The following is a 23495-nucleotide window of genomic DNA, read 5'->3' on the forward strand; positions in this document are numbered from 1 at the left end:
AAGCCCACAATGTCCAAAGCAGTCCGTATCCACGCCCATGGCGGTCCGGAAGTCCTGACCTATGAAGACGCCGATCCGGGACAACCCGGCGCCGGGCAGATCCTGGTCAGGCATACCGCGATCGGCCTCAATTTCATCGATGTCTATCACCGCATCGGCCTCTATCCGCCGGCCGGCGGCTTCCCGCTGATCCCCGGCGGCGAGGCGGCAGGTGTGGTTCTCGAGGTCGGCGCAGGCATCGACTGGCTGAAGCCGGGCGACCGCATCGCCTATGCCGTCAACGTCGGCGCCTATGCCGAACAACGCGTCGTCGCCGCCGACCGCGTCGTCAAGGTGCCGGACCGCATCAGCGACGAACAGGCCGCCGGCATGATGCTTAAAGGCATGACGGCGGAGTATCTGTTGCGCCGGACCTTCAAGGTGAAGGCAGGCGACACCATCCTGTTCCATGCCGCCGCCGGCGGCGTCGGGCTGATCCTGGGACAATGGGCAAAACATCTCGGCGCCACCGTGATCGGCACGGCAAGCTCAACCGACAAGATCGAGCTCGCCAAGGCGCATGGCTTCGGCCATGTCATCAACTACAAGGAGCAGGATTTCGTCGCCGGGGTCGCCGCCATCACCGGCGGCAAGAAATGTGACGTCGTCTACGATTCGGTCGGCAACGACACATTCCCGGCCTCGCTCGACTGTCTGAAGCCGCTCGGCATGTTCGTCTCTTTCGGTCAGTCCTCTGGACCGATCCCGCCATTTTCGATGTCGCTGCTGGCGCAGAAGGGCTCGCTGTTCGCTACCAGGCCGACTTTGTTCGTCTACAACGCCAAGCGTGAAGACCTCGAAGTCTCCGCCGCGGCATTGTTCGACGTGGTGTTGAGCGGTGCGGTCGAGATCAAGATCAACCAGCGTTATGCGCTGAAGGACGCGGGCAAGGCGCAAGCCGATCTCGAAGGGCGCAAGACCACGGGCACGACCATACTGATCCCCTGATCTGCCTTGCTGTTCAGTGTTTTGCCGCGACGCTAGGCACTGTTTACCCGAAAAACCGGGCGATCGGTCTGTTGTACGAAGCAGGTCGGTCTTTACCCCTTGAGTTTCCGCTGAAATTCTTGAAGCTCTTTCAAGGTGGGTGCTGCTTTCGCACGAGAGCGGCCAGCGCATACCATGCTGGCGGGAACACAGAACATGTCCGGGAACCGGATGGGAGGCACTGTGAGTGCAGATCATGATGGAGCGAACCTGCTTGAGGTTCGTGGCCTGACCAAGATATTCGGCACGTTGACGGCGTGCGATCATATCGACCTCAACATCGCCAAGGGCGAGATCCACGCGCTGCTTGGCGAAAACGGCGCCGGCAAGTCGACGCTGGTCAAGATGCTGTTCGGCTCGCTGGAGCCCAATTCCGGCGAGATATTCTGGAACGGGGAAGCGGTGCGGATCACCAGTCCGGGCATGGCGAAGAAGCTCGGCATCGGCATGGTGTTTCAGCACTTTTCGCTGTTCGAGGCGCTGACCGCGGCCGAGAATATCGCTCTGTCTCTGGATGACGGCTCACCGATCAGCTCGATCGCGGCCAAGGCGAGGGCGCTTTCCTTCAGCTATGGCCTGCCGCTCGATCCGGACTCGCTGGTCGGCGATCTCTCGGTCGGCGAACGCCAGCGCATCGAGATCATCCGCTGCCTGTTGCAGACGCCGCAGCTCATCATCCTCGACGAGCCGACCTCGGTGCTGACGCCGCAGGAAGCCGACAAGCTGTTCGAGACGCTAGAGCGCCTGCGCTCCGAGGGCAAATCCATCCTCTACATTTCGCACCGGCTGGAAGAGGTCAAACGCATTTGCGACCGCGCCACCGTGCTGCGTCACGGCAAGGTCGTCGGCCATTGCAATCCGCGCGAGGAAACGGCTTCGTCGCTGGCCCGCATGATGGTCGGCAACGAGGTGAAGGCCGTGGTGCGTGCGCCGGCCGAAGGCATCGAGGCCGCGCAGCCGCTGCTCGAAATTCGCGCCCTCAGCCGCAAGCCGGCAACGCCGTTTTCGATCCCGCTGAAGAATATCAACCTCGCTGTGCGCGCCGGCGAGGTGATCGGCATTGCCGGTGTCGCCGGCAACGGCCAGGGCGAGTTCTTCGAATCCGTCTCCGGCGAGGTGCTGCAGCAGGACGCCGCATCCGTGCGCATCCGCGGCAAGGATGCCGGCTCGCTCTCGATCACAGGCCGGCGGCTGATGGGCGCTGCCTTCGTGCCGGAAGAACGCCTCGGCCATGGCGCGGCGCCACGCATGAAGCTTTCGGAAAATCTGCTTCTGTCGCGGCACGCCACCGACGGCAAGGTTTTTGTCGGCGTCGGCGGCGCAGTCAAAAGCGGTGCGGTCTATGCCGCCGCCCAGCGCATCATCGTGGCGATGGATGTGCGCAAGAGCGCGCCCGATCCGGAAGCCTCGGCCCTGTCGGGCGGCAATCTGCAGAAATTCATCGTGGGCCGCGAACTCGACCGCAGCCCTGCCGTCATGGTCGTCAACCAGCCGACCTGGGGCGTCGACGCCGGTGCCGCCGCTCATATCCGCCAGGCGCTGATCGAACTGGCGCGCAGCGGCTCGGCAGTTCTGGTCATCAGCCAGGACCTCGATGAGTTGTTCGAGATTTCGGATGCGATCGCGGTCATGCACAATGGCGAATTGTCGAAACCGCTGCCGATCGCCGAGGCAACTTTCGAAAAGGTCGGTCTGTTGATGGGCGGCGCCGAGCCCGGCCACGCCGAACATGGTCTGGAGACGGCATGATGCGCCTCGAACTCGTCAAACGCCCGCAGCGCTCTATGCTCTTTTCGGCGCTGTCGCCCTTCATCGCCTTCGCCCTAACGATCATCGCCGGCGCGGTTCTGTTCGCGCTGCTCGGCGTCAACCCGCTGAGCGCATTCGAGATCTATTTCATCGAGCCGATCAGCCAGGTCTGGCAGTTGCATGAACTGGCGATCAAGGCCGCACCTTTGATCCTGATCGCGGTCGGCCTGTCGGTCTGTTACAAGGCCAACATCTGGAACATCGGCGCTGAGGGACAGTTCATCCTCGGCGGCATTTTCGGCTCTGCCATTCCGGTGCTGTTTCCCGGGTTCGAAGGCCCGCTGGTGCTGCCGCTGATGCTGTTGTTCGGCATGGTCGGCGGCGCCGCCTATGCGGCAATCCCGGCTCTCCTAAAGACGCGCTTCGGCACCAACGAAATCCTGACCAGCCTGATGCTGGTCTATGTCGCCCAGCTTTTCCTCGACTGGCTGGTGCGCGGTCCCTGGCGCGATCCGCAGGGCCATGGTTTTCCGCAGACGATCCAGTTCAACGACTCTGCCGTCCTACCGGAACTGATGCCGGATGCCGGCCGTGCCAATTGGGGTTTTGTTTTCGCGCTGATCGCCGCCGTGCTGATCTGGGTGCTGATGAGCCGCCTGCTCAAGGGTTTTGAGGTCCGCGTGCTCGGCTCCAGCCCGAGGGCAGGGCGCTTCGCCGGCTTCGGCCTCAACCGCATGGTCTTCTTCGCCTTCCTGCTGTCAGGCGCGCTGGCTGGGCTTGCCGGCATTTCGGAAGTCTCCGGCGCCATCGGCCAGCTGCAGCCGGTGATTTCGCCCGGCTACGGCTTCACAGCGATCATCGTGGCGTTCCTCGGCCGGCTCAATCCGCTCGGCATCGTCGCCGCCGGCCTGGTGCTGGCGCTGACCTATCTCGGCGGCGAGGCGGTGCAAAGCGCGCTCGGCATCTCCGACAAGGTGGCGCGTGTGTTCCAGGGCATGCTTTTGTTCTTCGTGCTCGGCTGCGACACGCTCATTCACTACCGAATCCGTCTGGTCGGCATGGCGCTGACGAAAAGCGCGGCGAAGCTTCAAGCCGCGCCGAAGTTGAAGGAAGCCCGCTGATGGACATCGCCGTCAACATCCTTTTGACCATCGCCACGGCGGCGACGCCGCTTTTGATCGCGGCAATCGGCGAACTGGTGGTCGAGCGCTCCGGCGTGCTCAACCTCGGCGTCGAAGGCATGATGATCATGGGCGCCGTCGGCGGCTTCGGCGCCGGCTATCTCACGGGATCGCCCTGGATTGGCCTGTTGGCGGCAATTGCCATGGGCGCGGTGTTCTCGCTGCTGTTTGCGGTGATGACGCTGTCGCTCGCCACCAACCAGGTGGCGACCGGCCTGTCGTTGACGCTGCTTGGCCTCGGCCTGTCCGGCATGATGGGGACCAGCTTCGTCGGCCAGCCCGGCGAGCGGCTGCCAAACCTCTACGTTCCGGTGCTCACCGACATTCCAGTGGTCGGCAGGCTGTTGTTCGGCCAGGACCCGATCTTCTACATCTCGATCGCGCTGACGGCGGCCGTCATGTGGTTCCTGTTCAAGACCCGCACCGGCCTCACTCTGCGCTCGATCGGCGACAGCCACACATCGGCGCATGCGCTCGGCATCAAGGTCATCCGCTACCGCTATCTCGCGGTCATCTTCGGCGGCGCCTGCGCCGGCCTTGCCGGCGGCCACCTGTCGCTGGTCTACACGCCGCAATGGGTAGAGAACATGAGCGCGGGCCGCGGCTGGATCGCGCTGGCGCTGGTCGTCTTCGCCTCGTGGCGTCCGTGGCGCGTGCTGGCCGGCGCCTACATCTTCGGCGCGGTCTGGATCGGCCAGCTTCATGCACAGGCATTTGGCATTCCGGTGCCTTCGCAGCTGCTTTCTTCTCTGCCCTATCTGGCAACCGTCGTGGTTCTCGTTCTAATCTCGCGCAACAAGCGTCTGACGATGATGAACACGCCGGCTTCCTTGGGGCAGCCATTCGTTCCGGATCGTTGACAACAAAAACAAACGGGAAGCTCCAAGGCTAAACTCAGAGAGGTAACACAATGAAAAAACTGCTTATCGCGTTGATGACCACGACCGCCGCCATGTCACTGGCGGCGTCGGCGCAGGCCGCCGACAAGTTGAAGGCATGCTGGGTCTACACCGGCCCGATCGGCGATTTCGGCTATTCCTACCAGCACGACCAAGGCCGCCTCGAGGTGGAGAAGGCCCTCGGCGACAAGGTCGAAACCGCCTATCTCGAGAACGTCTCGGAAGGTCCCGATGCCGACCGCGCTTTCGAGCGTCTGGCGCGCGAAGGCTGCAAGATCATCTTCGGCACCTCTTTCGGCTTCATGGACCCGGAAGTGAAGGTCGCCAAGAAGTTCCCCAAAGTGATGTTCGAGCACGCCACCGGCTACAAGACCGCTGACAATCTCGGCATCTACAATGCGCGCTTCTACGAGGGCCGCTACGTGCTCGGCCAGATCGCCGCCAAGGAATCGAAGGCAGGGGTCGCCGGCTATATCGTTTCTTTCCCGATCCCCGAAGTGGTGATGGGCATCAACTCCTTCATGCTCGGCGCGCAGTCGGTCAACCCGAACTTCAAGGCCAAGATCGTCTGGGTGAACTCCTGGTTCGATCCGGGCAAGGAAGCCGACGCGGCCAAGGCGCTGTTCGACCAGGGCGCCGACATCATCGTCCAGCACACCGATTCCACTGCGGCACTGCAGGTGGCGGAAGAGCGCAAGCTGCACGGCTTCGGCCAGTCCTCCGACATGATCAAGTTCGCGCCGAACGCGCAGCTGACCTCGCTGACGGACGAATGGGGGCCGTACTACATCAGCCGCGTCCAGGCAGCGCTCGACGGCACCTGGAAGCCGGACAATGTCTGGCTCGGCATCAAGGACGGCGCCGTCAAGCTGGCGCCCTTCACCAACATGCCGGACGATGTGAAGGCGATGGCCGAGGCAACCGCGAAGAAAATCGCAGATGGCTGGAACCCCTTCACCGGACCGGTCGCCAAGCAGGACGGCACGCCGTGGCTCAAGGACGGCGAAGTAGCCGACGACGGCACGCTGCTCGGCATGAACTTCTATGTGAAGGGCGTCGACGACAAGTTGCCGCAGTAAGTATCGGAAACGCAAAAGAGAAGGGGCGCCGCCCGGCGCCCTTTTTTCATTCGCGGGCTGCACGCTTCGACTGCGAAACCGCGCCGAGGGCTGTGCCAAAAATCCGAGGGCGCCGGGAGGCGCCCTTTTTGGTAATTTTCTAAACCGCCGAGCCGTAAAGGTCGTAGGCGTCGGCGCGGTCGATCTTGACCGTGACGATGTCGCCTTGGCGCAGCGGGCGGCGCGACTGGATATGCACCGAACCGTCGATCTCGGGCGCGTCGTATTTTGTCCGGCCCTTGGCAGACGTGCCATGCGCCTCGTCGATCAGCACCGGCAGGCGCTTGCCGAGCTTCTTGGCCAACTGCGTCGCCGAGATCTTCTGCTGGCGCTGCATGAAGCGATGCCAGCGCGCTTCCTTGATCTCCTGCGGCACCTGTTCGAGGCCGAGATCGTTGGAGCGGGCGCCGCGTACCGGCTCGTATTTGAAGCAGCCGGCGCGATCGATCCTGGCCTCGTCCAGCCAGTCGAGCAGCATCTCGAAATCCTCGTCGGTCTCGCCGGGGAAACCGACGATGAAGGTCGAGCGTATCGCCAGATCCGGGCACACCTCGCGCCAGCCGCGAATGCGCTCCAGCGTCTTTTCGCCATGCGCGGGCCGACGCATGTTCTTCAGCACCTGCGGCGAGGCGTGCTGGAAGGGGATGTCCAGATAGGGAAGGATTTTTCCATCCGCCATTAGCGGGATGACATCGGCGACATGCGGGTAGGGGTAGACATAGTGCATGCGTACCCAGATGCCGAGCTTGCCCAGCTCCTCCGACAGGTCGAGGAATTTCGCCCGCACTTCGCGGTCGCCGAACATCGACGTCTGGTACTTGATGTCGATGCCGTAGGCGCTGGTGTCCTGCGAGATGACCAGCAGTTCCTTGACGCCGGCCTTGGCCAGCTTCTCGGCCTCGCGCAGCACATCGGCCGCCGGGCGCGAGACGAGGTCGCCGCGCAGTGCGGGAATGATGCAGAAGGTGCAGCGGTTGTTGCAGCCTTCGGAAATCTTGAGATAGGCGTAGTGGCGCGGCGTCAGCTTGACGCCTTGCGGCGGCAGAAGGTCGATATACGGATCGTGGCTGGGCGGCGCCGCCTCATGCACCGCGGCCATCACGCTCTCATAGGCCTGCGGGCCGGTGATGGCGAGGACGTTGGGGTGCTTCTCTCGTATGACGTCCGGCTCGGCGCCGAGGCAGCCGGTGACGATCACCCGGCCGTTTTCCGAAAGCGCCGAACCAATGGCGTTGAGCGATTCGTCGCGGGCCGAATCGAGAAAGCCGCAGGTGTTGACGACGACCAGGTCCGCGCCGTCATGCTTGCGCGCGATCTCATAGCCTTCGGCGCGCAGGCGCGTGATGATGCGCTCGGAATCCACAAGCGCCTTCGGGCATCCAAGGCTGACGAAACTGACGCGAGGCGCAGACATGAGAAAACATTCCGGGTTTTTCGGGATCGGCGGCCAGTACCACACTTATTGCGGCATTGGTATGGGCAGCGGCTGCGGCGAACGCGACCACTGCCTCCGGCAGATACCCGTACTATACAGAAGCTGTAGGACCGGCAGCGTCAGCTCACCACAGGACTGACATGCGGCCAGACCTCGACAAGGCCGCGATAGACCATATCGATCGCGACGTAGAGAATGATCAGCAGGCCGACATAGGCGATCCAGCGGTGGCGATGCAGCAGCTTGGCAATGAAGCTCGCGGCCAAGCCCATCAAGGCGATCGACAGCACCAGGCCTATGACAAGCACGGGAAAATGATCGCGCGCCGCACCGGCGACCGCCAGCACATTGTCCAGCGACATCGAAACATCGGCGACGACGATCTGCAGGGCCGCCTGGCCGAGCGTCTTGCGCGGCGCCTTGCCACCCACCGTTCTGTCGCTGTTGAGGTCGGAATCGGACAGCGCCTCGGTCGCCTCGAACTCGTCGGCATGCGACGTCCGCAGCTCGCGCCACATCTTCCAGCACACCCACAACAAAAGGATGCCGCCGGCCAGCAGCAGGCCGACAATGGCAAGAAGCTTGACGGTGACGGCGGCAAACAGGATGCGCAGCACAGTCGCCGCCAACACGCCGATCAGGATGGCTTTCTTGCGCTGCTCGACCGGCAGGCCGGCGGCGGCAAGGCCGATGACGATGGCATTGTCGCCGGCAAGCACCAGATCGATGGCGATGACCTGGAGGAGGGCCGTCATGCTTGCAGCGCTGAAAATGTCCATCGACCGGAGCCCCTTGCTGTATCGGCGTGTTCGTCGTCGGATATGCCGACGCCCTAACGTGTATGGTTCCCGCGCGTCAAGAGACTGCCGGCGCAATTCCAGGAAAAGTGCGTAGCGGTTTTCCGTCCGGAATCATGCAAAAACAAAGAGTTAGAGTGGGTCAGCTGCTCTGTAAAAAGCTGAACCGCTCTAACGGCCGACGCTGAAAGCCACGGGAATAGGGAAGGTCGTTCTGCCAGAGAGAATTCTGGTCGCAGCGAATTCAGTCGTAGAGATTGTACTTCGCCCAGTCGGCTTCCGGAATCTCGTCGCCGATGCGGTAACGGAACTGCAGGACCTCCATATGGTCAGGCGCCGTCTCGCATTTGAACTTCAGCCGGTACCACTGCCCCTTGCTGCGGAAGGCAGCGCCCGGGCTGCGGATGGCATCGGCCTTCATTTCCGGCGTCGCGAAGGCGTAGGCGACGACGCGGTCTGCCTTGTACTTGTGGTCGTCATGGCTGATGCGGTCGAGCACTTCGGCGTCGCATCTCTGCTCCAGCCGGGTCTCCGGGTCGAGTTTCAGCAGGCCGGCGCGCAGGGCGGCGTCCATCGCGTGGGCGGGCCAGGCCAGCGTCACCGAGGCCAGCGCCGCAAGGAATAGTTTTTTCATGGGCGGGAGAACGACCATAACTCGCGTGAAAAATCAACCGGAGTGCCATTTTGGGGCAGCCGGATATGCGCGGAAATCGCCGTTGGCCGGGCAGGGTGTTTTGACGCAGCCGCTTTGATACGTCGCCGGCGCCATTCTTATTTGTCCGGGCTGCCATGCACCGATTGCCTGTTTCGCCGTCTTTGCGCTTCTCGCGATCGCGGCACCCACCGCCACGGCCGCAAGGCGATATAGACAGCGAGGAAGGCTCTTTGTGCAAGGCCGGCCTCGCTGTGCCAGACCTCCCTTATCCCCGCCGCCCGCAAGGCCCTTCGTTGGGTGCTGTTGCGGTCCCAGCGCCGGCTGATGCTGCCCGCCCGGTAGTATTTGTGGCAGAGCACTTGCGGCACGCGGACAAAGCCGCCGAGCAGCGACAGATGCAGAAGCCAGGTCCAGTCGGCGCTGAATTCGCCTTGGCTGTTGGGCTTGATCCCGCCGCTACGGTGGAACGCCCAGGCCCTGAATATCCCACGATTGGGAACCCACCATCCATGCGGCTGGCGCGCCATCGCCCGGCCACGCGCAAAACCGTCCTGCAAGCCCTCCAGCAGGTCGAACTTCCACGTGGCACTTTCGCCGCTGACTTCGATCACTTCGACGTCGCTGAACGACAGTACGGCCGCGGGATTGGCATCGAGCGCCCGCACCAGCGCCTCGATATAGGTTGGATCGATGACGTCGTCATGGAAGGCAAAGAACATCAATTCGCCGCTGGCATTGGCCATCAGATCGTTGGAGTTCTTCAGCCATCCCAGGTTTTTGTCCCGGCGGAGGATACGGACATCGTCGCGGCCGCCGGCGAAGGCTGAAACGATCTCGAATGTCGCGTCGGTCGAATTGTCCTCCCCGACCAGGATCTCGATATTGTCCCAGGTCTGCGCGGCGAGGCTGTCCAGCGTACGCGAAATGAATGCCGCCGAATTGTAGCATGGCACCAGCGCCGTGACCTTCGGCCGCCAGCCGGATCGAAGCTGGACTTGTTTCTGCGCTACCTGCTTCGCGCCGCCCTGTTCTGTCTCACCCATTCACTCGATCCCGCAGATTTGCCGCGCCAGCCTGTCGGCAAGCCACGGCGCCGTCGAATATTTACCTGTGTCGACCGAGATGTAGTTGCCCAGGCGGTTGACCCCGAATTGGTCGCGGCGATGGATTGTGGCTTTCGGGTCGCTGAGCGAACCACGCCCTTGCGCAAACACGAAGCCGCCGCGTACCTCAAGCTCCTCGGCATCGTCGAACATGCTGGAAACACTGGGCACCAACCGGGCGAGCGTGGCGCGAACGTCGCCGATGAACCGCTGTCGTGCGTCGGCATCGAGCGCTTGCGGCGTTTCGATCGACAATTCGCCACTCTCCGCAAGCAACCCGCTCGGGTACCAGGAGAGATAGAAGTTGCGCCCGTCATAGTTTTTTATGTCGCCGAACGGGCCAAGGGCGACGACCGCGCATGGCACATTGACAGGCTGCCTGGTGCGGCCGAACAGGCAAAGCCTGTAGCGGTGCGACCATCCGGGAACCGGCTCGATGCCGGCCGTGCGGTCGACAGCCAGCCGCCCCTCCCAAAGGCAATTGACGACGATGTCGAACGCCTCACTTTTCTTGCCTGCGACCGCCACGCGCCATTTCCCGTCAATTCCGTCCACCGGCTGTGCCGACAGGACTTTGGACGCCATCCGCAAGCTGCTATTGGGTTCACCCCGAAGCGCCGCGCAAAGCCGGTCGGCAACCCATCGCGTGTTGACGGATCGCTCCGGCACCTGGAAGCCGCCGACGATCTGGTCCGAGTTGGTGACATCGGCCAATTCAGTTCTGGAAAGCCGTTTCGACCGCGCCGCCGATACGTCGGCAAGGTAGCTCGTGGCGTCAGCGTGGCTGCGCACCAATACATCCACACGTTCAAAGATCGCCCCCAGCGCCTCGGCAGCGACGATCGAGTTGCGATGGATCAGATAAAGGTCTTCCGAAAGGGTCGTGTGCGCTTCCAGATTGCTTCCGATCAGCTCGGAAACAAGCCTGCCGAAACACAGTCCTCCCGAAAGCAGATGCCGGGCGGTCAGCAGCGAGGGATCGTTCCCGTAGAGATAGCCGAGATGAATCTTGCCCTCGTTCCAACGGCTGGCGCAGGCCATCGGCTCGCTCTCCTTGTCGAAGAGGGACACCGCGTAGCCTCTGCGGGCCATCATGAGAGCGAGGCTGGCGCCCATGATGCCGGCGCCGAGAATAGCCATTCTGCCGCGAGGCGCTGTCATGTCCTGGCGCGCATCGCGGCCTCTCCTTTCCCGATGAGTGTCATCAGGGGTTCGATACGTAGTTTTCAGGGTCGTATTCGGTATCGCAGAAAACCAGCAAAGACGGGTTCTCGCCTTCATAGGTCTGCAGCGCCCACACCGGGGCATCGACCAGCACCGCGCGGTTCGATGCGGTGAGCGTCAGCCGTTCGATCTGTTCCTGATAGCGAAATTCGATGCCGATCTCGCCCGACAGCTGCATCATCAATTGCCGGCCCGAGCCGTGTGCATGTCCGCCCCGCGACGTGCCGCGCGGCGCGGTGACGACGAACGCCCGCACGGCTTGGAAATTGTAACCGCTGAACTCGATAGCGGTCAGCATTCCCCTGGGATCGCAATGTAACGAAGTGGGGATCTCGGTGACCTTGCCGCCAAAGAACGTTCGATGCTGCATAACGTAAGCCCGCCAGAAGCCGGTCGAAATTTACCTCAGACTAGCGCTTACATCAAAAGACAGAGAATACAACCACTTAGGCGGTGTTTTGGGACACAGCAGCGGATCGATGTCGAGCTCGGCCTCAGGCCGATACGGTGCCGACTACCGAAGGTCGCCGCGCCGTCACGACTTCTGAGTCGCGGCCGAAACCAAGGCTTAAGACCTTGGTCCGAGCGGTCTAGGACCTTTGAGTTCGGAAGGCCGGCCGGTCCCAACGAGGGTGATCTACTTCAGCAATTTCAAAGAGTTATGCTGGTTGGCGTTTCGCCGGCCGGCCGCTTCGTTCTCGCAATGAAAGCACAGCTATATCCAAGTTTACCCTTTGTGTTAGCGATTCCTCATGTTGCCCGCTATAGCGGTTAGTGGCGGTGGCAATCTCGGAGGTAGTTATGACATCCCGAAAGACCCTTTTTGCTGCATTTGCGGTGTTCTCGCTTCTGGTGTCGCCGGCCCTGGCTGCTGCTGGTGGCAACGGCCATGGTAACGGCCATGGCAATGGTAACGGTAACGGCAATGGCAATGGCAATGGCAATGGCAATAGCGGAGGAAACGGTAATGCTGGCGGCAATGGCGGAGGCGGCGGTTCGCTCGGCAAGTCGGCATCCGCCAAGGGCCAGGTCGCCAAGGCCGCTACCGGTTCAGTGTCCAAGGAAAAGAATATCCATGCCAAGCTGGGCCGATTGAACTCACTGCAGCGCAACGCCAACGCCTTTATGCACTCCAAGAGCAAGAACTTCGCTGGCGTGCAGGCTTTTGTGACACAGTCGGCAATAGCCAAGAACGCTCAATCGGCGCTCGATGCCGCTAATCAGGCGGTTGCCGACGCCAAAGCGGCGCTCGACGCGCTGAATGCGAAAGCGGCTGACCCGAATACCCCGCCCGAAGATGTCCCGACGCAGGCCGACCTCGATGCAGCACAGGCAGCGCTCGATGACGCCACCCAGGATGCGGCCGCTGCTCAGACCGCCGCCACAGCTGCCGCTGCCAACGTCCCATCGATCGATGCAGCCCTTGCCCAAATGGCCAACAAGCCCGTTGACCCTGAGGTGACAGATTGGGCCAATAGCGTACTTGCCGACAAGATCGACCAAGTAGCCGCCAAGCTGGCGCCGGCCGCGCCTTAAGGCCCCATGCGGCGGCAGCGATCCAATCGACGATAAGCCGTCGGGTCCGCCCGGCGGCTGCACCTTTCTCGCCTATCTGCAGCGTTGGTCCCAATGCAGGTCCGAGATTCTGGTCATGGCTATTTTGCGAAATCTCCAGCCGGGCCGCCGTCCTCAAGGCTGAATTCATGCGTGCTTCGCGCATCTTCATCGACCACACGAAACCAATGCTCCTGAAGCGCTCTAGGCGACACCCTTTGGCCCGTGACCTTCTCTACCGCAGATAACGGATCATCGGCGCTCGTGGCCTGAGTTGAGACACACTCCTCTCCATGCCACTCTTCCACCTGGTACTCTGGCATGCCGGCCTACCTACCGCTCCCCAGAGCCTTCGCTTCCCGCTCCAGCGTCTCGCGTCGGTTGCCGTGCTTCGCGATCAATTCCTTGACCTGCTGCGGGGTGATGCCGGCCTTGGTGGCGAAATACTCGACTTCATAATCCTCATCGGCAGAGACGCGGTCCCGATCGCGGAAGTCCGTCTTCGTTTTGTCGTCAGCCATTTGCTTTGCTCCTGGTTGAATGATCAACCGCAACGTGCAGCCGCAGCCTTTTGTTGCAGCGGAGCCCGGATTTCCGAAACGGTCACATGGGAAAACGGCCCTCAGTCGCAGGAGGTGCTGGTGTTGCTGTAACTTTGAACGGAACGGTTCTTCTCCTTGACGGTTGTGACGTGAAGGAGATGCCTCATGTTTGAAAGTGTGATGTGGTTGATCGTCGTTGCTGGTGGGCCACTGTTGCTGGCCCTATTGATGGCATACGTTCTTATGACCCGACGCCACCGTGGTCCTGCAGAACGCATGGAAAGCGACCGCGCGACCAAACGGCTCTATCGCCAGGACGAACGTTGATCCTGAGGCTGGCGCAACGTTTGCGCTCACGCTGGCCCGCTGCCTCGCGGTGGCAGGCTTCTTCGTTTTAGGAAGTTAGGAATAACTTAGGAAAGATTTGGCCCTCTTTGAAAATACAGAGGCAATTCAGCACGGTAGCCAAATATCTGGCGGAGGGAGTGGGATTCGAACCCACGGTGGGCTTGCACCCACGCCGGTTTTCAAGACCGGTGCCTTAAACCGCTCGGCCATCCCTCCAACGTGACTTTTCAATCATCTAGGAACATCAACCGACCCAGTGAACGACAGTTGGTATCGAATGATACCTATCCTTCCGGACCAGCTTGCGGTTCATCTAGAGCGTTGCCCATCGCCAAGTCAACCATCGGCGCTGCCATGGATAATAGGGGTGGCGTTCGTTACCCGAACGGAGCTGCGAACCCGTTTTCGAAGGAGCCGGGATCTAATTGCGATCCTTGCTGCCGACCTGCACAAGTTGCAGAAGACCCAGCACGACAAGTGCGAGCAAGGTAGCCAAAGCCGCGATCTGCCAGAACCCGAGCCCAACCGCCAGGCCTATGGCGCCTGCCAGCCACATGCCCGCCCCAGTGGTAAGCCCTTGAACCTCGCCCTTGGAGAAGAAGATCAAGCCCGCGGCCAGAAATGCCACGCCGGCAGTCGTGGCTTCGATCAAGCGGATAGGATCAATGGCGATTTCCTGACCATCGAAGACGTGAAGATGAGTAATCTCGATCGTGAGGATGGCAATTAGAGCCGTCGCAACACAGACCAGGATGTGTGTCCTCAATCCGGCCGGTCGGTTACGCCATTCGCGTTCGATCCCAACGATGGAGCCAAGGACGGCCGCGAGCAAAAGCCTGGCTGAAATTACGGAAAAGGGCAGCCACGTCTGTTGCCCGAAACGTTCAATGAATTCATCCATGAGGCGCAGAACGTATCTCGGGTCGGTCGGTTCCAGGCAGCCGCGCTTCATGCCACAGGTTCACTTCCAGACTCCAAAGGACAGAGGTCTCGGATGCCTCCTCACAGGCGCCCGGCCAGCCCGGGACCTGGCCGCCACATTCCTGCCCGGTTCCGGACACAATCGATTAATACGCTGATAAACAATTCCTGCGCACAAGGGATGGGGATTGGCGCGTCGCAGGCATTGCTCATCTGGCTCCGCCGAAATTCTAGAAGCGGCGCCTGTGTCGAGACGGTAGGGGACATCGGAAAACATGCAGACCACGACGCATCGGCGTCTTCGTCGCGCTCCTGCTTTGGTGTTGTGCGCTCTTTCGGCTGCGTTGCTGGCCGCGTGCGCGTCGCCGCAGTCCGAGCCGAAAGCCATGGTCTACAAGAAGCCTCGCTCGAAGGAATATTTTGCCGAGACCGAGTACGGCGTGAAGGCCAGCCCGCGCGTTCAGTACATGCGGCGCGGCGGCGGCCGCGACCAGTTGGGCAAGCCCTATCAGGTGCGCGGCAAGTGGTATTACCCCAAGGAAGACAAGCGCTACGCCAAGGTCGGTCTCGCCTCCTGGTATGGCGATGCCTTCCACGGTCGCCTCACAGCCAATGGCGAAGTCTACGACATGACCCATCTGACGGCGGCGCATCCGACCATGCCGCTGCCAAGCTACGCCCGTGTCACCAACACCGAGACCGGAAGCTCGGTCATCGTGCGCGTCAACGACCGCGGCCCCTATCACGAGGGACGCATCATCGATGTCTCGGAACGCGCCGCGCAAATGCTCGACTATGCCAAGGTCGGCACGGCCAGGGTCAAGGTGGAATATATTGGCCGCGCACCGCTCGACGGCGACGACGACCAATATCTGGTCGCCTCCTACCGCCCGGGCAACCGCCCGGACCCGTCCGATGGCTTGCCGACCGGCGTCATGGTGGCGATGAACGGACCTTCGCCGAGCCTATCTGTTGGCGCACCCCCTGCCGTAGTGCCGTTTCCTGGTCAGTTGACGAATTCCGACACACAGCCAGTGATGTCGATGCAGGCACCGGCCTCAAGCGATGTGACGCTGCCTGAATTCGGGCCGATCGTGCCTCAGCGCCCGGAATCGCCCTTTGCCGTGGCTTCGCTCTCCTATGCGGATGAGCGCGTACAGCGCGCCGACGTCTTTGCAGCGCTTGACGACCAGGGCATGTCGCCAGCCGACATCCTGCAATCGTGGAAGAAATCCAACCCGCAGGCATCGCCTGCCGTTTCCGACTATGTCGCCGCCGGATCCTTCGACGATGCCGCCGAGGCAAAGCGGGTGGCTGCGGCTCTCGAACCGTTCGGCAGGACCGAAATCCAGAGCACCGAACTCGACGGCAATGACTGGTACGCGGTCAATCTCTATCCGGATGGCCATGGCAATGTCGACGACCTCTTGCGCGCGGCATGGTCGCATGGCGCGCCGGACGCGCTGGCTGTGCGCAACTGACCAACAAAGGCACGCCGGTTTTGTCATTGCGCGGTTGATCCGCCGGGAAGAAGCCTGATAGCGTTGCGGCAAGTTTCTGCCGGCTAACAGTCGAGCCTCTTCATGCGATTTCGCCTTTTCCACCCTTTTGCCGGGCTTTTTGGCCTTGGCTTCTTGCTTGCCGCGCTGGTTCCGGCCAACGCGCAGCTTTTCGAGACCAAGGCGACGCAGGCTTTCATGATCGATGCCGAAACCGGCACGGTGCTGTTTTCCAAGGATGCCGACCAACCGATCCCGCCGGCCTCGATGGCCAAGCTGATGACGGTGGAGAGGGTCTTCAACGCCATCAAGTCGAAGCGCATGAGCCTCGACGACACCTTCGTGGTTTCGGAAAATGCCTGGCGCAAGGGCGGTGCGCCTTCGGGAACGTCGACCATGTTTGCCAAGCTCAAATCGGCGATCCGGGTCGAGGATCTGATCCAGGGGGTCACCATACAGGCCGCCAATGACGGCTGCATGGTGCTGGCCGAAGGCATGGCCGGTTCGGAAGAGAATTTCGCGGCGCAGATGAACGATCGCGCGCGCCAGATCGGGCTGCCGAAATCGACATTTGTCAATTCCACCGGCCTGCCGGCCGACGGCCAGCAGACGACAGTGCGCGAACTGGCGCAGCTTGGCCTGCATATATGGCGCGAATATCCGGATCTCTATCTCTATTACGGCCGGGCCGATTTCACCTGGAACAAGATCTCGCAAAAGAATCGCAACCCGTTGCTGGCCATGGGCATCGGCGCCGATGGGCTGGCGGTCGGGTCGAGCGAGGCGGGCGGTTTCGGCATTGTCGGCTCGGTCAGCCATGACGGAACCAGGGTGTTCGCGGCGATGAGCGGATTGGCCAATGATCGCGAGCGCGCCGAGGAAGCGCGCAAGCTGCTCGAATGGGGCGTCCGCTCCTTCGAGAAGACCGAGATTTTCGCTGGCAACGAAGTGGTCGGCGAGGCCCAGGTGTTCGGCGGCGCCAAATCCAGCGTAGCGCTGAAGGCAAAGGCGCCGATCGACGTCCTGCTGCCGATCGCCAACCGCGACAAGCTGACCGCCAGGATCGTCTATCAGGGGCCGGTATCGGCGCCGGTGGAGGAGGGGCAACCCGTCGGCGCGCTGCGCGTCTGGATCGGCGACACGCTGAGCCAGGAAACGCCGCTTTTCGCCGCCGAATCGGTCGGCGTCGGCACGTTGCCGCAACGCGCGTTTGATGCCGCCAAGGAACTGGCCGTAGGCTGGCTGCGTTGAGTTCCTGCGGCGTGGACCTTTTCTCAGGCGCGGACTAAGACACCAGCGCAAAGCAGGACAAAGGCCTTTCGATTGGCAAGCGGATTTTTCATCACCTTCGAAGGCGGCGAGGGCGCCGGCAAGTCGACGCAGATCGAACGGCTGGCCCAGAAAATGCGCGCCAAGAAATACGATGTCCTCCTCACCCGCGAACCCGGGGGGTCACCCGGGGCCGAGGCGGTCAGGCATGTGCTCCTGTCCGGCGCCGCCGAGCCGTTCGGGCCGAAGATGGAGGCGCTGCTGTTTGCCGCCGCGCGCTCCGACCATGTCGAGCAGGTCATCCGGCCGGCGGTGGAGCGCGGCTCCATCGTGCTTTGCGACCGTTTCCTGGATTCGTCGCGCGTCTATCAGGGCGTCACCGGCGGCCTCGATCCGGCTTTCATGGAAGCTCTGGAGGAGGTCGCCATCAACGGCATGATGCCGGACATGACGCTGATCCTTGACATTGACCCCGCCGAGGGCTTGCGGCGCGCCGCCGCGCGGCGTGGCGCCGAGGACGGTCCGGACCGCTTCGAAAAGGAGACGCTGGACATCCACCAGCGCCGCCGTGACGCCTTCCTGGCGATCGCAGCCGCCGAGCCGGACCGCTGCATCGTGATCGACGCGTCGGCGCCTCCCGCTGCGGTGGAGGATGTCATCACCGCGGTGGTGTTCGCCGCACTTGAGGCGAGGGCGCCCGCGCGCAACCGACAGGCGGCGCCCGCATGATCTTCGAACGCATCGCTCCCGAGCAGCACGACACGCTGGACGGTGTACCGGAGCCGTCCGAGACGCTGCGCCTGGTCGGCCATGAGCAGGCGGCCGCGATGCTCGCTGCCGCCTATCGCTCGGGAAAACTGCCGCATGCGTTGATCTTTGCCGGGCCGGTCGGCATCGGCAAGGCGACGCTTGCCTTTCACCTGGCGCACCATCTGTTGAAGCATCCGGCCTTCGACCAGGCGCCGGACACGTTTGCCGTTCCCGATCCGGCCTCACCGCTGTTTCGCCAGATCGCCACCGGGGCGCATCCCGGCGTGCTGCATCTGACCCGGCCGCTGAACGACAAGACCAAGAGCTTCAAGACGGTCGTCACCGTCGACGAGATCCGCAAGGTCAACCGCTTCCTGTCGCTGACCTCGCATGACGGCAGCTACCGGGTGGTGATCGTCGATCCGGCCGACGACATGAACACCAACGCCGCCAACGCCTTGCTCAAGAACCTCGAGGAGCCGCCGAGCCGCACGCTGTTCATCCTCATCGTCCATGCGCCGGGCAGCCTTTTGCCGACCATCCGCTCGCGCTGCCAGATGGTGCGGCTAACGCCGCTCGATGCCGGCAGCCTGATGAGCGTTCTGGAAACCGTCGAGCCGCCGCCACCTTCCGATCCTGCCGCGCGCGCGGCACTGGCGGAACGGGCAGGGGGCAGCGCCCGCAATGCGATCCTTCTGACCCAATATGGCGGGCTGGAGATTGCCGGCACGCTCGACGCCCTGGTCACGTCGGGCAAGAGCGACATCGCCGGCGCCTATCGCCTTGCCGAGGCCGTCGCCGGCCGCGACCAGGCGATCCAGTTCGACATCTTCAACCGCCGCGCGCTCGATCTGCTCTCCACCGGCGCCAGTGAAGCCGCGCTGGCTGGGCATCTCGCGCGGGCGAAAACGCTGTCCGACACTTGGCACGAGGCGCTGAACGCCATATCTGAGACCGATACCTACAATCTTGACAAGAAGCAGCACGCCTTGACCATGATCGACCGCCTGAATTCCGCAATGCGAATGTGACCGGTTTCGGCATTGGGGCGGGATGGCAATCGCCGTCTCGATGCGATATCCACCGCTCACATTCATTCGGCCATTCATGACGGTTAATTCATGTCACGCGACACATTCTACATCACGACACCGATTTTCTATCCGAACGGCAAGCCGCATATCGGCCACGCCTATACGGTCATCGCGACCGACGCGCTGGCCCGCTTCCAGCGCCTGGACGGCAAGGACGTGTTCTTCCTCACCGGCACTGACGAACACGGCCTCAAGATGCAGCAGACGGCCGAGAAGGAAGGCATAACGCCACTCGCGCTTGCCGACCGCAACTCGGCGATCTTCCGTTCGATGACAGAGGTCCTGGGCGGCTCGAATGATGATTACATCCGCACGACGGAACCACGCCACTACGAGTCGTGCCAAGCGATCTGGAAGGCGATGGCGGCCAATGGCGACATCTATCTCGACCGCTATAGCGGCTGGTATTCGGTCCGCCAGGAAGCCTATTTCGAAGAGAGCGAAACCACGCTCGGCGACGACGGCGTGCGCCGCGAGCCGCTTGGCTCGCCGGTCGAATGGAATGAGGAGGAAAGCTACTTCTTCAGGCTTTCCGCCTATCAGGACAAATTGCTTGCGCTGTACGAAAACCAGCCCGATTTCGTCGGTCCGGCCGAGCGCCGAAATGAGGTGATGAGCTTCGTCAGGTCCGGCCTCAAGGACATCTCGGTCTCGCGCACGACCTTCAATTGGGGCGTGCCGGTGCCCGGCGACGACAAGCATGTGATGTATGTCTGGGTCGATGCCTTGACCAACTACATCACCGCTGCCGGCTATCCCGACACCAAGGCCGAGCAATGGCGCTACTGGCCGGCCACGCACATTATCGGCAAGGACATCGTCCGCTTCCATGCCGTCTACTGGCCGGCTTTCCTGATGTCGGCCGGCATCGAACTGCCGAAGCGCGTCTTCGCGCATGGCTTCCTGTTCAACCGCGGCGAGAAAATGTCGAAGTCGGTCGGCAATGTCGTAGACCCCTTCACCATGGTCGAGCATTTCGGCCTCGACCAGGTGCGCTATTTCTTCTTGCGTGAGGTGCCATTCGGCCAGGACGGCAGCTACAGCCATGACGCGATCGTCAACCGCACAAATGCCGATCTCGCCAACGGTCTCGGCAATCTGGCGCAGCGCTCGCTGTCGATGATCGCCAAGAACTGCGGCGGCGTGGTGCCGCATCGCGGCGAGCTGACCGAAGCCGACAGCGCGATCCTCGACCAGGCGGTGGAAGCGCTGGGTACCGCGCGCCAGGCGATGGCGGAACAGGGCATCCATCTCGCGTTGGCGGCGATCTTCGGCGTTGTGGCGGAAGCGGATCGCTACTTCGCCTCGCAGGCGCCCTGGGCGCTGAAGAAGACCGATCCGGCGCGTATGGAAACTGTGCTGTGGACGACCGCCGAACTGGTGCGGCGCGTGGCATTGCTGTGCCAGCCCTACATTCCGGGGTCGGCCGGCAAGCTGCTGGACCTGCTGGCGGTGCCGGCGGACAAGCGTGACTTCGCGCATGTCCATGCCGACTATGCGCTGGTGCCCGGCACGGCGCTGCCCGCGCCGGAGGGCGTGTTTCCGCGTTATGTCGAAAACCCTGAGGCGAGCGCCTGATGCTCGTCGACAGCCATTGCCATCTCGACTTTCCGGATTTCACCGAGGAGCGGGCGGCCATCGTCGCCCGCGCAAAGGCTGCCGGTATAGGTCACATGGTGACCATCTCGACACGCGTGAAGCGGTTTGCGCAAGTGCTTGAGATTGCCGAGAGTTTCGACGAAATCTATTGCTCGGTCGGCACCCATCCTCACAATGCCGGCGAAGAGCTGGATGTGACGGCTGAGGACCTTGTGCGCCTGTCCGCGCACCCGAAGGTGGTGGCGATCGGCGAGGCCGGGCTCGACTATTTTTACGACAAGGCGCCACGCGATGCGCAGGCGCAGGGTTTTCGCACTCATATAGCAGCTGCGCGCGAGACCGGGCTGCCGCTGGTGATCCATTCGCGCGATGCCGATGACGACATGGCTGCCATCCTCGAAGACGAAACAGGGAAGGGCGCCTTCCCCTTCATCCTGCATTGTTTTTCGTCGGGGCGACGGCTGGCAGAGGTCGGCGTGGCGCTTGGTGGCTATGTGTCCTTCTCGGGCATACTGACCTTCAAGAACTCCGCCGATTTACGCGCCATCGCAGCCGATGTGCCGCATGACCGGCTGCTGGTCGAGACCGACGCACCGTATCTGGCGCCGGTGCCGTTCCGCGGCAAACGCAACGAGCCGGCCTACGTCGCGCATACAGCCAAGGTGCTGGCGGAGACGGTCGGCGTTGGCGAAGCCGAGATCGCGACGCTGACGACGGCGAACTTCTTCCGGCTGTTCGGCAAGATGCCGCGGCCCGCCGGGCTCTGACGCATGAGCGACCGGCTGCGCCTCACCATCCTCGGCTGCGGCTCGTCACCTGGCACGCCGCGCATCACCGGCGATTGGGGCAATTGCGACCCGGCCAATCCGAAAAACCGGCGTACACGCTCAGCCGCGCTCGTCGAGCGGATAGCAGCCAACGGCGCCAGAACCACGGTCGTCATCGACACCGGGCCTGATTTCCGTGAGCAGATGCTGATGGCGGCCGTCCGGCGCATCGACGCCGTCGTCTATACGCATCCGCACGCCGACCACATCCACGGCATCGACGATCTGCGCGGCTACGTGCTGGAGCAGCGCCATTTGATCGATGTCCATGCCGACCAGCCGACCATGCTCAGGCTGCGCGAAGCGTTCGGCTATTGCTTCGAGACGCCGCTTGGCAGTTCCTATCCGCCGATCGTCAGGCCGCACATCATCGATCACGCAAGGGCGGTGACGATCGAAGGCGAGGGCGGTGCCCTCACCCTCGAGCCGCTGCCGCAGATCCATGGCGACATCATTTCGCTCGGCTTCCGCATCGGCGGGCTGGCCTACTGCCCCGATATAAGCGACTTCCCGGATACCACCGCCGAGCGGCTGCGCGGCCTGGAAATGCTGGTCATCGATGCCTTGCAGTACCATACCCATCCCAGTCATCTGTCGCTCGGTCAGGCGCTTGGCTGGATTGAAAAACTGGCGCCGAAACAGGCCGTGCTGACGCATATGCATGTGCCGCTCGACTATGCCACGGTGAAGGCCGAGGTGCCGGCCAACGTCACTCCGGCCTATGACGGCATGGTGATCGAAATTCCTTTATGAGAAAGCATGATACGAGCAGATCTTTATAAGGACGTTCGGTTCTTCGGCGCGAAGATCAGCAGCGTTCCAATCCGCTCATAGCCCATGCGGGGATAAAGCAGCGCTCCGGCACGCGTCGCCAACAGCATCGAGCACCGCGACCCATGCGCTTTGTCGTCATGCAGCATTTTGGCCATCAGCGCCTGGCCGATGCCTCGACGCCGCTGCGAAGGCTCGACAAACATTGCCGAGCACCATGTGGCGCCGACGGCGTCTATGCTGCGCACACGCCCGACGATGGCGTCGCCATGGAGCGCCACATACTGGCGAAACGGCGCATCGTCGCCGAGTTGATCGTCTGGAAGTGGCCGCCTGCGTATGACCTTTCCCAGTTGTGCAGCGCGTTCAGCCGTCCTCACGCGTTCGATAGAGACGATTGCTGGCGGGTCTGGAATTTGGCGCAGCGACTGGACGAAAAAGCCTTCCGTCCGCAGCAGCCGGTAGCCGAGCGCCTTGTAGGCAGTTCGCGTCGGTTCGTCCGGGCCGTCATTCGCGATCACGACCGAAACGGCAAAGCTTGGCCGCGCATGCTGCCGCACGATGGCATCGGCTTCCTCGGCGGCGACGTCATGGACGATCCATTCTTCGCCACGGTAGTCGCGTGCATTCTTGCGCTCGGCATCGCGCATCAGCCACAAGGGTCCGACGCGGCTGGCTTCGTATGGAAAGGTGCGGCTCTTGTCGGTACTGAAGCCGTGCACGAACACTTCGATCGCCGCTTCGATGTCACGCTTTCCTGTCGTCATCGACACAGCGTAGCGTTGGCCAACGGCTCATGCCAAGCCCTATGAAAGTCCGCGTCCTTTCCCAGCTGCAGCCTGATGCACAAGTTCCATAATCTATCTTATGCGACTTTCATATGTGGCTGCTGCTTCCATTAGCGGCGTGCCAATATACGCCCTGCTGACTGAGATGCAGGCCGGCGGCTCACTGGGCGGTCACCATCCCATGGTTGCGATACAACGCATGATTTGCCGACAACGTCCCAACGGGTACCCTCAGGGGCATCCAATCTGGCCTGCTGACGCGCGGTTCGTATAGCTTCCCCGAATGGAATCGTTCCCCGAGGTCATCACTCACAACTACGATCCCCGTCGAGGACCGTGCAGAAAT

The 23495-nt window shown here is 62.3% G+C and carries 23 protein-coding genes and 1 tRNA gene; 14 read left to right on the forward strand and 10 right to left on the reverse strand.

Features of this window, described 5'->3' with window-relative positions; all coding sequences use genetic code 11:
* Window positions 1-9: 9 nt before the first annotated feature.
* From ACYG97_RS09140 to ACYG97_RS09160, 5 genes are all read left to right on the forward strand, one after another.
* A complete protein-coding gene (locus ACYG97_RS09140; protein ID WP_023734010.1) occupies window positions 10-987 on the forward strand; it encodes a quinone oxidoreductase family protein in 978 nt (325 codons plus the stop codon).
* 210 nt (window positions 988-1197) lie between these two features.
* Window positions 1198-2775: an ABC transporter ATP-binding protein gene (locus ACYG97_RS09145; RefSeq protein ID WP_023734011.1), complete on the forward strand. Its 1578-nt coding sequence runs from the start codon at window positions 1198-1200 to the stop codon at window positions 2773-2775.
* On the forward strand, window positions 2772-3896 hold the full coding sequence (locus ACYG97_RS09150) for an ABC transporter permease (RefSeq protein WP_031262272.1): 1125 nt from the start codon (window positions 2772-2774) through the stop codon (window positions 3894-3896). Before ACYG97_RS09145 ends, ACYG97_RS09150 begins: the two co-directional genes overlap by 4 nt.
* Window positions 3896-4816, forward strand: a complete 921-nt coding sequence (locus ACYG97_RS09155; RefSeq protein WP_023668962.1) for an ABC transporter permease — start codon at window positions 3896-3898, stop codon at window positions 4814-4816. Before ACYG97_RS09150 ends, ACYG97_RS09155 begins: the two co-directional genes overlap by 1 nt.
* A gap of 50 nt (window positions 4817-4866) precedes the next feature.
* Window positions 4867-5934: a BMP family ABC transporter substrate-binding protein gene (locus ACYG97_RS09160; protein ID WP_023682527.1), complete on the forward strand. Its 1068-nt coding sequence runs from the start codon at window positions 4867-4869 to the stop codon at window positions 5932-5934.
* Window positions 5935-6073: 139 nt separating this feature from the next.
* Here the strand turns inward: ACYG97_RS09160 and rimO are convergent, their stop codons facing one another.
* From rimO to ACYG97_RS09190, 6 genes are all read right to left on the reverse strand, one after another.
* Entirely contained in the window at window positions 6074-7387 is a 1314-nt protein-coding gene (rimO, locus tag ACYG97_RS09165; RefSeq protein ID WP_023668960.1) for a 30S ribosomal protein S12 methylthiotransferase RimO, read from the reverse strand.
* A gap of 140 nt (window positions 7388-7527) precedes the next feature.
* Window positions 7528-8187 (reverse strand): TerC family protein, encoded by a 660-nt coding sequence (locus tag ACYG97_RS09170; RefSeq protein ID WP_023682529.1) that lies wholly within the window; start codon window positions 8185-8187, stop codon window positions 7528-7530.
* A 262-nt stretch (window positions 8188-8449) separates the two neighbouring features.
* Entirely contained in the window at window positions 8450-8857 is a 408-nt protein-coding gene (locus ACYG97_RS09175) for a DUF930 domain-containing protein (protein ID WP_032889884.1), read from the reverse strand.
* A 119-nt stretch (window positions 8858-8976) separates the two neighbouring features.
* Window positions 8977-9903: a glycosyltransferase family 2 protein gene (locus ACYG97_RS09180; protein WP_023691313.1), complete on the reverse strand. Its 927-nt coding sequence runs from the start codon at window positions 9901-9903 to the stop codon at window positions 8977-8979.
* On the reverse strand, window positions 9904-11124 hold the full coding sequence (locus ACYG97_RS09185; RefSeq protein ID WP_198029705.1) for an FAD-dependent oxidoreductase: 1221 nt from the start codon (window positions 11122-11124) through the stop codon (window positions 9904-9906). It abuts the gene before it with no gap.
* Window positions 11125-11167: 43 nt separating this feature from the next.
* Window positions 11168-11557, reverse strand: coding sequence for a sugar 3,4-ketoisomerase (locus tag ACYG97_RS09190; RefSeq protein WP_023696117.1), 390 nt, complete (start codon window positions 11555-11557; stop codon window positions 11168-11170).
* Between the two features lie 431 nt (window positions 11558-11988).
* Between ACYG97_RS09190 and ACYG97_RS09195 the strand changes: the two genes are divergently transcribed.
* Window positions 11989-12723: a hypothetical protein gene (locus ACYG97_RS09195; protein WP_023734014.1), complete on the forward strand. Its 735-nt coding sequence runs from the start codon at window positions 11989-11991 to the stop codon at window positions 12721-12723.
* A gap of 347 nt (window positions 12724-13070) precedes the next feature.
* Here the strand turns inward: ACYG97_RS09195 and ACYG97_RS09200 are convergent, their stop codons facing one another.
* Window positions 13071-13262 (reverse strand): DUF3606 domain-containing protein, encoded by a 192-nt coding sequence (locus ACYG97_RS09200; RefSeq protein ID WP_023668952.1) that lies wholly within the window; start codon window positions 13260-13262, stop codon window positions 13071-13073.
* 186 nt (window positions 13263-13448) lie between these two features.
* On the opposite strand from ACYG97_RS09200, the gene ACYG97_RS09205 reads away from it, so the two are divergent.
* Entirely contained in the window at window positions 13449-13610 is a 162-nt protein-coding gene (locus tag ACYG97_RS09205) for a hypothetical protein (RefSeq protein WP_023691300.1), read from the forward strand.
* A gap of 147 nt (window positions 13611-13757) precedes the next feature.
* On the opposite strand, the gene ACYG97_RS09210 is transcribed toward ACYG97_RS09205, so the two are convergent.
* Both ACYG97_RS09210 and ACYG97_RS09215 read right to left on the reverse strand, forming a co-directional pair.
* Window positions 13758-13847, reverse strand: a tRNA-Ser gene (locus tag ACYG97_RS09210).
* Between the two features lie 205 nt (window positions 13848-14052).
* Entirely contained in the window at window positions 14053-14532 is a 480-nt protein-coding gene (locus ACYG97_RS09215) for an MgtC/SapB family protein (protein ID WP_027050850.1), read from the reverse strand.
* Between the two features lie 295 nt (window positions 14533-14827).
* Here ACYG97_RS09215 and ACYG97_RS09220 point away from each other — a divergent pair, with 295 nt between their 5' ends.
* From ACYG97_RS09220 to ACYG97_RS09250, 7 genes are all read left to right on the forward strand, one after another.
* On the forward strand, window positions 14828-16033 hold the full coding sequence (locus ACYG97_RS09220) for a septal ring lytic transglycosylase RlpA family protein (protein WP_023701721.1): 1206 nt from the start codon (window positions 14828-14830) through the stop codon (window positions 16031-16033).
* Window positions 16034-16135: 102 nt separating this feature from the next.
* On the forward strand, window positions 16136-17302 hold the full coding sequence (locus ACYG97_RS09225) for a D-alanyl-D-alanine carboxypeptidase family protein (RefSeq protein WP_023734015.1): 1167 nt from the start codon (window positions 16136-16138) through the stop codon (window positions 17300-17302).
* Between the two features lie 72 nt (window positions 17303-17374).
* Window positions 17375-18049 carry a dTMP kinase gene (gene tmk, locus ACYG97_RS09230; protein WP_023668949.1) on the forward strand — a complete coding sequence of 225 codons (675 nt, stop codon included), beginning with the start codon at window positions 17375-17377 and terminating at the stop codon, window positions 18047-18049.
* Window positions 18046-19101 carry a DNA polymerase III subunit delta' gene (locus tag ACYG97_RS09235; RefSeq protein WP_023734016.1) on the forward strand — a complete coding sequence of 352 codons (1056 nt, stop codon included), beginning with the start codon at window positions 18046-18048 and terminating at the stop codon, window positions 19099-19101. Before tmk ends, ACYG97_RS09235 begins: the two co-directional genes overlap by 4 nt.
* A 90-nt stretch (window positions 19102-19191) precedes the next feature.
* On the forward strand, window positions 19192-20742 hold the full coding sequence (metG, locus tag ACYG97_RS09240; protein WP_023734017.1) for a methionine--tRNA ligase: 1551 nt from the start codon (window positions 19192-19194) through the stop codon (window positions 20740-20742).
* Window positions 20742-21530, forward strand: coding sequence for a TatD family hydrolase (locus tag ACYG97_RS09245; RefSeq protein ID WP_023734018.1), 789 nt, complete (start codon window positions 20742-20744; stop codon window positions 21528-21530). The genes metG and ACYG97_RS09245 overlap by 1 nt, the downstream gene beginning before the upstream one ends.
* A 3-nt stretch (window positions 21531-21533) precedes the next feature.
* Window positions 21534-22343 (forward strand): MBL fold metallo-hydrolase, encoded by an 810-nt coding sequence (locus ACYG97_RS09250; protein WP_023682541.1) that lies wholly within the window; start codon window positions 21534-21536, stop codon window positions 22341-22343.
* Window positions 22344-22366: 23 nt separating this feature from the next.
* Here the strand turns inward: ACYG97_RS09250 and ACYG97_RS09255 are convergent, their stop codons facing one another.
* Window positions 22367-23128: a GNAT family N-acetyltransferase gene (locus ACYG97_RS09255; protein WP_023734019.1), complete on the reverse strand. Its 762-nt coding sequence runs from the start codon at window positions 23126-23128 to the stop codon at window positions 22367-22369.
* Window positions 23129-23495: the final 367 nt, after the last annotated feature.

The organism is Mesorhizobium sp. W067, from assembly GCF_054719525.1.

What these genes read in the sequence shown, in the direction of transcription:
- ACYG97_RS09140 (WP_023734010.1), top strand. Translation starts at nt 10, where the DNA reads ATGTCCAAAGCAGTCCGTATCCACGCCCATGGCGGTCCGGAAGTCCTG.
- ACYG97_RS09150 (WP_031262272.1), top strand. Translation starts at nt 2,772, where the DNA reads ATGATGCGCCTCGAACTCGTCAAACGCCCGCAGCGCTCTATGCTCTTT.
- ACYG97_RS09220 (WP_023701721.1), top strand. Translation starts at nt 14,828, where the DNA reads ATGCAGACCACGACGCATCGGCGTCTTCGTCGCGCTCCTGCTTTGGTG.
- ACYG97_RS09160 (WP_023682527.1), top strand. Translation starts at nt 4,867, where the DNA reads ATGAAAAAACTGCTTATCGCGTTGATGACCACGACCGCCGCCATGTCA.
- ACYG97_RS09205 (WP_023691300.1), top strand. Translation starts at nt 13,449, where the DNA reads ATGTTTGAAAGTGTGATGTGGTTGATCGTCGTTGCTGGTGGGCCACTG.
- ACYG97_RS09185 (WP_198029705.1), bottom strand. Translation starts at nt 11,124, where the DNA reads ATGACAGCGCCTCGCGGCAGAATGGCTATTCTCGGCGCCGGCATCATG.
- rimO (WP_023668960.1), bottom strand. Translation starts at nt 7,387, where the DNA reads ATGTCTGCGCCTCGCGTCAGTTTCGTCAGCCTTGGATGCCCGAAGGCG.
- ACYG97_RS09250 (WP_023682541.1), top strand. Translation starts at nt 21,534, where the DNA reads ATGAGCGACCGGCTGCGCCTCACCATCCTCGGCTGCGGCTCGTCACCT.
- ACYG97_RS09155 (WP_023668962.1), top strand. Translation starts at nt 3,896, where the DNA reads ATGGACATCGCCGTCAACATCCTTTTGACCATCGCCACGGCGGCGACG.
- ACYG97_RS09190 (WP_023696117.1), bottom strand. Translation starts at nt 11,557, where the DNA reads ATGCAGCATCGAACGTTCTTTGGCGGCAAGGTCACCGAGATCCCCACT.
- ACYG97_RS09235 (WP_023734016.1), top strand. Translation starts at nt 18,046, where the DNA reads ATGATCTTCGAACGCATCGCTCCCGAGCAGCACGACACGCTGGACGGT.
- ACYG97_RS09145 (WP_023734011.1), top strand. Translation starts at nt 1,198, where the DNA reads ATGGGAGGCACTGTGAGTGCAGATCATGATGGAGCGAACCTGCTTGAG.
- ACYG97_RS09175 (WP_032889884.1), bottom strand. Translation starts at nt 8,857, where the DNA reads ATGGTCGTTCTCCCGCCCATGAAAAAACTATTCCTTGCGGCGCTGGCC.
- ACYG97_RS09200 (WP_023668952.1), bottom strand. Translation starts at nt 13,262, where the DNA reads ATGGCTGACGACAAAACGAAGACGGACTTCCGCGATCGGGACCGCGTC.
- ACYG97_RS09195 (WP_023734014.1), top strand. Translation starts at nt 11,989, where the DNA reads ATGACATCCCGAAAGACCCTTTTTGCTGCATTTGCGGTGTTCTCGCTT.
- ACYG97_RS09215 (WP_027050850.1), bottom strand. Translation starts at nt 14,532, where the DNA reads ATGGATGAATTCATTGAACGTTTCGGGCAACAGACGTGGCTGCCCTTT.
- metG (WP_023734017.1), top strand. Translation starts at nt 19,192, where the DNA reads ATGTCACGCGACACATTCTACATCACGACACCGATTTTCTATCCGAAC.
- ACYG97_RS09255 (WP_023734019.1), bottom strand. Translation starts at nt 23,128, where the DNA reads ATGACGACAGGAAAGCGTGACATCGAAGCGGCGATCGAAGTGTTCGTG.
- ACYG97_RS09245 (WP_023734018.1), top strand. Translation starts at nt 20,742, where the DNA reads ATGCTCGTCGACAGCCATTGCCATCTCGACTTTCCGGATTTCACCGAG.
- ACYG97_RS09225 (WP_023734015.1), top strand. Translation starts at nt 16,136, where the DNA reads ATGCGATTTCGCCTTTTCCACCCTTTTGCCGGGCTTTTTGGCCTTGGC.
- ACYG97_RS09180 (WP_023691313.1), bottom strand. Translation starts at nt 9,903, where the DNA reads ATGGGTGAGACAGAACAGGGCGGCGCGAAGCAGGTAGCGCAGAAACAA.
- ACYG97_RS09170 (WP_023682529.1), bottom strand. Translation starts at nt 8,187, where the DNA reads ATGGACATTTTCAGCGCTGCAAGCATGACGGCCCTCCTCCAGGTCATC.